Origin of the sequence: Sphaerotilus sp. (genome assembly GCF_041083715.1) — a bacterium.
Lineage (GTDB): Bacteria > Pseudomonadota > Gammaproteobacteria > Burkholderiales > Burkholderiaceae_C > Sphaerotilus.
Genome location: NZ_JBFPGY010000326.1, coordinates 1 through 6,033 on the forward strand (window position 1 = coordinate 1; position 6,033 = coordinate 6,033).

Here is a 6,033-nt window from a genome sequence, read left to right on the forward strand (position 1 = left end):
CCGTACTGCGAGCACCTCATCGTGCGCTGCGAGGACGACTCCCCGCAGGCCGGCGAAGTGATCGGCACCTACCGGGTTCTGACGCCCGATGCGGCCCAGCGCCTGGGCAGTTGGTACAGCGACACCGAGTTCGACCTCGGTCCGCTGCGCGCCCGGCTGGGTCGCACCGCCGAACTCGGTCGCTCCTGCGTCCACCCTGCACACCGCCAGGGCGGCGTGATCCTCGCGTTGTGGGGAGCCCTGGGGGCGTTTCTGCAATCCAATCGGCTCGACACCGTGATCGGCTGTGCGAGCGTGTCAATGCATGACGGCGGTCACGTGGCAGCCAGCCTGTGGGAACGCCTGCGCGCCACCCACCTGGCACCGGTCGAGCTGCAAGTGCAACCCCGGCTGGCCTTGCCAGTCGACGATCTGCGCCGCGACCTGCCAGCCGAGCTGCCAGCGCTGATCAAGGGCTATCTGCGCTGCGGGGCCAAGGTACTCGGCGCGCCGGCGTGGGATCCGGACTTCAATACCGCCGACCTGCCGATGATGATGCGCCTGCAGGACCTGCCCGAAAAATACCGGCGGCACTTCCTGGGCAACTGATCTCGCACCAGGCCGGATCAGGCGCCTTCGCCGAACTTGTCGTTGACCAAGGCGCAGAGGGCATCCATCGCCTCCTGCTCGCGGGCACCGTCGATCTCGATCTCGATCTCGCTGCCCAGACCGGCGGCGAGCATCATCACCCCCATGATGCTCTTGGCATTGACGCGCCGACCGTTGCGGCTGACGAAGATGTCGCATGGGAAGCTGCCAGCCAACTTGGTGAACTTGGCCGACGCACGGGCATGCAGCCCGAGCCTATTGCTGATGGTGATGTTGGTTCGGATCATGGCCGCCAGGAGGGAAAGCTTGGTTTTGAGGACGGGTGGATGCCACAGGGAGCACGCCCTGGGCACCGCCCTTCATGGCGCGGTCGAAGAGTTCACCAACCGTCGCGTGCAAGGGGGAGGCCAGTGTGCGCCACAGCATCGACACATTGACGCCGGCGACAGCCCGGATCCGCCCGCCGTCCACCAGACGTTGCACCACATTGGCGGGCGTCGCGCCGAACACGTCGCAGAGGATCAGCGCTTCGGGGTCGGCGGCATCGTCCTCGGCAGGCAGCAGTGCCCGCGCCAGCGACTCGACCTCCTCGCTGGGCATGTCCGGCAACACGTCCAGCACCCGCAGCTTGTCGGCCTCGTCGGGGAAGGTGTGCGCAGCCACGGCCTTCAGGGCCGAGGCCAGTGGGGCATGGGCGATGATCAGCAAACAGGCCATGGGCGCGGATTATCGGTCGGGCCAGCGCACGCTGCGCAGGAATTCGTCGGCACCCTCCGCCCACTTCGCCGGTGCACCGTGCTGTGCCATGACGACGAACTGGAACACCTGCAGGCCGCGCACGGCAAACACGGCCTCGGCGCGCGCCGACTGACCCGCGCCCGACGGCCCGGCGATCACGACGCGGCGCGTCTCGTCGTTGGGCGTCATGCCGGCGATCCGGATCGGCTGGACCGATTCCTCGCTCCCCTGAAGCCTGGTCGCCAGACTCAGGCGCGATTCGCGCAGGACGGTGGTCAGGCGCATCGGATCGCCGACGTCCAGCACGGTGGCCGACCAGGACAGCCCGCCCGCATCGCACACCCACATCGCTGCCCGTGTCGGGGCACCGGCCAGCACCAGTGACCGCTCGGCGCGCTCAGGTCGGCAAGGGAACTGCATCCGCGTCTGCGGACCGATGTCCACGTCGCGCCAGTTGAGCGTCGGCGAACACGCGGCCAGCAGGCCGAACAGGGCAAGCGGGCACAGGATTCGTCGGGACAGGGACAGGATCAGGCGAGACATTCCCGCATTATCTCTTCAGGGCTGGAACTGCACGAGCAGCCGCTCCAGCACCGCCAGCATCGGCGACTGCAGCATCGGCAGTGTGACCAGCAAGCCGAACAGCCCGACGGTGATGGTGATGGCGAAGCCGATCGAGAAGATCTGCAGCTGCTGGGCCACCCGGGAAATCAGTCCGAGCACCAGATTGACGAAGGCCAGCATCGTGATGGTGGGCAGCGCGATCCACAGGCCGTAGCGGAACAGGTCCGCACCCCAGACCTGCGGCTGGATCTGCAGCAGCAGGTCCAGCGGGTGGTCGGACACCGGGAAACGCTGGAAGCTCTCCACGACCACCGCCGTCAGCAGCAGGTGCCCGTTGATCACGACGAACAGCCAGGCGGCCATCGTGTTGAAGAACCGCGCCGTGGCCGTCACCTGCGAGCCGCTGGTCGGATCGAAGAAGCTCGCGAAGTTCAGGCCCATCTGCAGGCCGATGAGTTCACCCGCGAACTCGATCGACGTGAACACCACCTTGGCCGCAAAGCCGATCGTCAGGCCGATCACCACCTGCTGCGCCACCATCGCCAGCGCCGCGGGGCTGTCCAGCGGCACGACCGGCATCGCCGGCATGGAGGGCTGTGCGCACAGCGCCACCAGTCCCGCCAATCCGACCCGGACCCGCATGGGAATCGAGCGCATCGACAGCACCGGCGCCGCCGTGAACAGGCCCAGCATCCGCAGCAGCGGCCAGAGCAGCGGCAGCACCCACTGGAGAATCTGCGCTTCGCTGAAGCCGATCATGGAGCGGACAGCGACCGCCGGTCAGCCGACCGCACCGGGAATCGCCTGGAGCACACGCTGCAGATACTCCACCAGCGTCGTCAGCATCCACGGGCCGGCGACCATCATCACCGCCACGCCAGCCAGGACCTTGGGGACGAAGGACAACGTGGCCTCATGCAGCTGCGTCGCCGCCTGGAGCACGCTCACCACCACGCCGACCAGGAGGATGGTCAGCAGCATCGGCGCGGCCACGGTCAGCAGCACCACCAGGGCCTCCTGGCCATACGTGAACACTTGGGAGGAATCCATGGTCCGGCCTCAGATCGAGAAGCTGGCGGCCAGCGAGCCGAGCAGCAAATTCCAGCCATCCGCCAGCACGAACAGCATCAGCTTGAACGGCAACGCCACCAGCACCGGCGACAGCATCATCATCCCCAGGCTCATCAGCACGCTGGCGACCACCATGTCGATCACCAGAAAGGGAATGAAGATCAGGAAACCGATCTGGAATGCGGACTTCAGCTCGCTGGTGACAAACGACGGCACCAGCACGCGCAGCGGAATCGCCTCGGGCTTGGGCGTGCCCTCCAGTCGGGCGAGACGGGAAAACAGCGCCACATCGGACTGCCGGGTCTGGCGCAGCATGAACTGGCGCATCGGTCCCTCGGCGCGCGCGACCGCGTCCTCGAAGCTGATCTGGCTGGCCGCGTAGGGCTTGTAGGCATCGGCGTAGACCTTGTCCAGCGTCGGGCCCATCACGAACATCGTCAGGAACATCGACAGGCCGATGATCACCTGGTTGGGCGGTGCCGCCTGTGTGCCAATGGCCTGACGCAGCAGACTCAGCACGATGACGATGCGGGTGAACCCCGTCATCATCAGCAGCATGGCGGGCAGGAAGGACAGCGAGGTGAAGAACAGCAGCGTCTGGATCGGCACCGAGTAGGTGCCACCCCCACCACCCTGCCCGACCATCAGCGGCAGGCCAGCAGCAGGCGCAGCCGCCTGCGCCAGCGCCGGAAACAGGCCGGCCAACAGCGCCAGCGCAGCCCCGACCGGCAGACCCGGCCAACGCCTCGGCTCATTGTTCATGGGATTTCACCGCCGGACCTTGTGGCCCGCGGCGCCACTGGTTGAGCAGATGGCCGAAGCTGGTACCCGCGATCGACGGCAGCAACGCTGCGCCACGAGCAGCCGCATCGGCGACAGGCGGCGGCACCAGGCGGTGCAGCACCGAGATCTGCTGCCCGGTCATGCCCAGCACCAGCCAGCAGCGGTCACCCCCCTCGCCCACCTCGACGGTCACCAGACGGTGTTGCGGCGAAAGCACCGACTGCGACACCACCCGCACAGCACCAGGCGCCACGCGCGACGACAGGCCCGCATAGCCGCTGCGCTTGAGCAGCCACAGTGCCGCGGGGATCGAGACCAGGATCAGCGCCAGCCAGATCAGTGGTGTCAGGGAAGTCAGTGGATGCGTCATCGCAGCATCTTTCAGTTGCCGCGGGACAGGCGGCGCATGCGCTCGCTGGGGGTGACGATGTCGGTCAGACGCACGCCAAACTTCTCGTTCACCACCACCACCTCGCCCTGCGCGATCAGGTAGCCATTGACCAGCACGTCCATCGGCTCGCCGGCCATCGCATCGAGTTCGACCACCGAACCTTGCGCCAGGTGCAGGATGTTCTTGATGGGAATGCGCGTGCGGCCGAGTTCGACCGTGAGTTGGACCGGAATGTCCAGGATCAGGTTCAGATCCTTGCCACCCGGTGCTCCACCGGAAGCGGCCATCTCCGCAGCACTGCCAAAGTCGGTGAACGCAGCGGCCTGCGGCACGCCAGACCCATAGGCTGGCAGCGCATCGACCGCCGACCCGATGTCCTGCCCCAGAGGCGCCTCGTCCAGTGCGGCGGCCCATTCCGCCGCCAGGGCATCCTGCTCGGACAGGCCAGAATCCAACTCTTCAGACATTTTGATCTCCGATCCAGCTCACCTGCGGGCTGGTCAACATGCGTTCCACACGGATCGCGTAGTGTCCGTTCGAAGTGCCGTAGCTCGCTTCGACCACCGGCACGCCGTCCACCTTGGCCCGGATCATCTTGTCCAGTTCCAGCTCGATGAAATCACCGGCCTTCATCGCCAGCAACTGCTCGACCGTGGCAGGCGCGTGGGCCAGCTCGGCCACCAGCTGCACCTCGGCCGACTGGATCTCGTCGGACAGCATCCGCACCCAGCGACCATCCTTGCCCGGTCCTTCGCCCTGGTTGCTGCTGCGCAGCACATCGCGGATCGGTTCCAGCGACGAATAGGGAAAACAGATCTGGATCGTGCCGACCGACTCGCCGATCTCCACCGTGAACACCGTGCTCACCACCAGCTCGCTCGCCGAAGCGATGTTGACGAACTGCGGCTGCATTTCCGAACGCTGGTAGGCCAGCTCGACCGGGTACACGCCCTGCCAGGCACGGTTGTATTCCGACAGCACGATCTCGACCAGCCGCATGATCACGCGGTGTTCGGTCGCCGAGAACTCGCGGCCCTCGATGCGCACCGGGTACTTGCCGACGCCACCGAACAGCGCATCGATCACCGCGAACACGAAGCTCGGATCGCACACCACCAGTCCCACGCCCCGCAGAGGCCGCATGGAGACGATGTTGAAGTTCGTCGGCACCATGGTCTCGCGCAAGTAGTTGCTGTACTTGTGGACCTTGATGTCGCCGGCCGAGATTTCCATCGTCCGGTGCGTGAACGCCGTCATCACCGGGCAGACATTGCGGGCGAAGCGCTCGTTGATGGATTCGAGCATGGGCATGCGCCCACGCACGATGCGCTCTTCGCTCGCCAGGTTGTAGTCGCGCACCTGCCCTTTGGGCTTGTCGGACACATCTCCAGGCACATCACCCGAGATGCCGTCCAGCAGCGCATCGACTTCATCCTGGGACAGATTCAGCTGACTCATGGTGTTCTCGCGGTCGAGAGGCGCACGGATCAGCGATCACTGCACGATGAAGCTGGAAAAATGCACCTGCTGCACCGGGTTGTAGACCGGCGCGGCCCGGTGCTTCTTCTTGACAGGCGCCCCCTCTTCGTCGGAGTCTGCCTCGATGTTGATGCCCATCGGGCGCACGGCCTCGCGGGCGATCTCGCCGGCCAGCACTTCCTTGCCCTCGCGGCCGAGCATGTCGGCCGCCGTCTTGTGCGACAGGATCATCAGGATCGCATTGCGGATCGCCGGCATGTAGGCCTTCATTTCATCGGCGAATTTCGCGTCGTCGATCTCCAGCGTGATGCCGATCTGGGCATAGCGGTCGCTGTCGCGGTCCGCCAGGTTGACGACGAAGGGCTCCAGCGGCAGATAGGCCGGCGGCGTATGGGCGTCCCGCTTGTGGGGCTTGTGCG

Annotated in this window: 11 protein-coding genes; 1 reads left to right on the forward strand and 10 read right to left on the reverse strand. The window is 66.0% G+C overall.

Going from position 1 to position 6,033, the window contains the following annotated elements; all coding sequences use genetic code 11:
* A partial coding sequence (locus AB3X43_RS15180) for a GNAT family N-acetyltransferase (RefSeq protein ID WP_369430703.1) occupies positions 1-588 on the forward strand: 588 nt, incomplete at its 5' end.
* Between the two features lie 17 nt (positions 589-605).
* On the opposite strand, the gene AB3X43_RS15185 is transcribed toward AB3X43_RS15180, so the two are convergent.
* The 10 genes from AB3X43_RS15185 to AB3X43_RS15230 form a co-directional block, all read right to left on the reverse strand.
* Positions 606-875, reverse strand: a complete 270-nt coding sequence (locus AB3X43_RS15185) for an HPr family phosphocarrier protein (RefSeq protein ID WP_369430704.1) — start codon at positions 873-875, stop codon at positions 606-608.
* Positions 844-1,305: a PTS sugar transporter subunit IIA gene (locus AB3X43_RS15190; RefSeq protein ID WP_369430705.1), complete on the reverse strand. Its 462-nt coding sequence runs from the start codon at positions 1,303-1,305 to the stop codon at positions 844-846. The genes AB3X43_RS15185 and AB3X43_RS15190 overlap by 32 nt, the downstream gene beginning before the upstream one ends.
* Before the next feature lie 9 nt (positions 1,306-1,314).
* Positions 1,315-1,869 carry a hypothetical protein gene (locus tag AB3X43_RS15195; protein WP_369430706.1) on the reverse strand — a complete coding sequence of 185 codons (555 nt, stop codon included), beginning with the start codon at positions 1,867-1,869 and terminating at the stop codon, positions 1,315-1,317.
* Positions 1,870-1,884: 15 nt separating this feature from the next.
* Complete coding sequence (gene fliR, locus AB3X43_RS15200; RefSeq protein WP_369430707.1) at positions 1,885-2,649, reverse strand: flagellar biosynthetic protein FliR; 765 nt, start codon at positions 2,647-2,649, stop codon at positions 1,885-1,887.
* 21 nt (positions 2,650-2,670) lie between these two features.
* Positions 2,671-2,940, reverse strand: coding sequence for a flagellar biosynthesis protein FliQ (gene fliQ / locus AB3X43_RS15205; RefSeq protein ID WP_294000076.1), 270 nt, complete (start codon positions 2,938-2,940; stop codon positions 2,671-2,673).
* Positions 2,941-2,949: 9 nt separating this feature from the next.
* Positions 2,950-3,723, reverse strand: coding sequence for a flagellar type III secretion system pore protein FliP (gene fliP / locus AB3X43_RS15210; protein ID WP_369430708.1), 774 nt, complete (start codon positions 3,721-3,723; stop codon positions 2,950-2,952).
* Positions 3,713-4,114, reverse strand: a complete 402-nt coding sequence (locus AB3X43_RS15215) for a FliO/MopB family protein (protein WP_369430709.1) — start codon at positions 4,112-4,114, stop codon at positions 3,713-3,715. Before AB3X43_RS15215 ends, fliP begins: the two co-directional genes overlap by 11 nt.
* An 11-nt stretch (positions 4,115-4,125) precedes the next feature.
* A complete protein-coding gene (gene fliN / locus AB3X43_RS15220; protein ID WP_369430710.1) occupies positions 4,126-4,602 on the reverse strand; it encodes a flagellar motor switch protein FliN in 477 nt (158 codons plus the stop codon).
* Entirely contained in the window at positions 4,595-5,593 is a 999-nt protein-coding gene (fliM, locus tag AB3X43_RS15225; protein WP_369430711.1) for a flagellar motor switch protein FliM, read from the reverse strand. The genes fliN and fliM overlap by 8 nt, the downstream gene beginning before the upstream one ends.
* A gap of 36 nt (positions 5,594-5,629) precedes the next feature.
* Positions 5,630-6,033 (reverse strand): flagellar basal body-associated FliL family protein (locus AB3X43_RS15230; protein WP_369430712.1); only part of this gene is annotated, 404 nt, incomplete at its 5' end.

Excerpts from the sequence above, each read along its gene's own strand:
- fliQ (WP_294000076.1), bottom strand. The coding sequence starts at position 2,940 with ATGGATTCCTCCCAAGTGTTCACGTATGGCCAGGAGGCCCTGGTGGTG.
- fliM (WP_369430711.1), bottom strand. The coding sequence starts at position 5,593 with ATGAGTCAGCTGAATCTGTCCCAGGATGAAGTCGATGCGCTGCTGGAC.
- AB3X43_RS15185 (WP_369430704.1), bottom strand. The coding sequence starts at position 875 with ATGATCCGAACCAACATCACCATCAGCAATAGGCTCGGGCTGCATGCC.
- AB3X43_RS15195 (WP_369430706.1), bottom strand. The coding sequence starts at position 1,869 with ATGTCTCGCCTGATCCTGTCCCTGTCCCGACGAATCCTGTGCCCGCTT.
- AB3X43_RS15215 (WP_369430709.1), bottom strand. The coding sequence starts at position 4,114 with ATGACGCATCCACTGACTTCCCTGACACCACTGATCTGGCTGGCGCTG.
- fliN (WP_369430710.1), bottom strand. The coding sequence starts at position 4,602 with ATGTCTGAAGAGTTGGATTCTGGCCTGTCCGAGCAGGATGCCCTGGCG.
- AB3X43_RS15190 (WP_369430705.1), bottom strand. The coding sequence starts at position 1,305 with ATGGCCTGTTTGCTGATCATCGCCCATGCCCCACTGGCCTCGGCCCTG.
- fliP (WP_369430708.1), bottom strand. The coding sequence starts at position 3,723 with ATGAACAATGAGCCGAGGCGTTGGCCGGGTCTGCCGGTCGGGGCTGCG.
- fliR (WP_369430707.1), bottom strand. The coding sequence starts at position 2,649 with ATGATCGGCTTCAGCGAAGCGCAGATTCTCCAGTGGGTGCTGCCGCTG.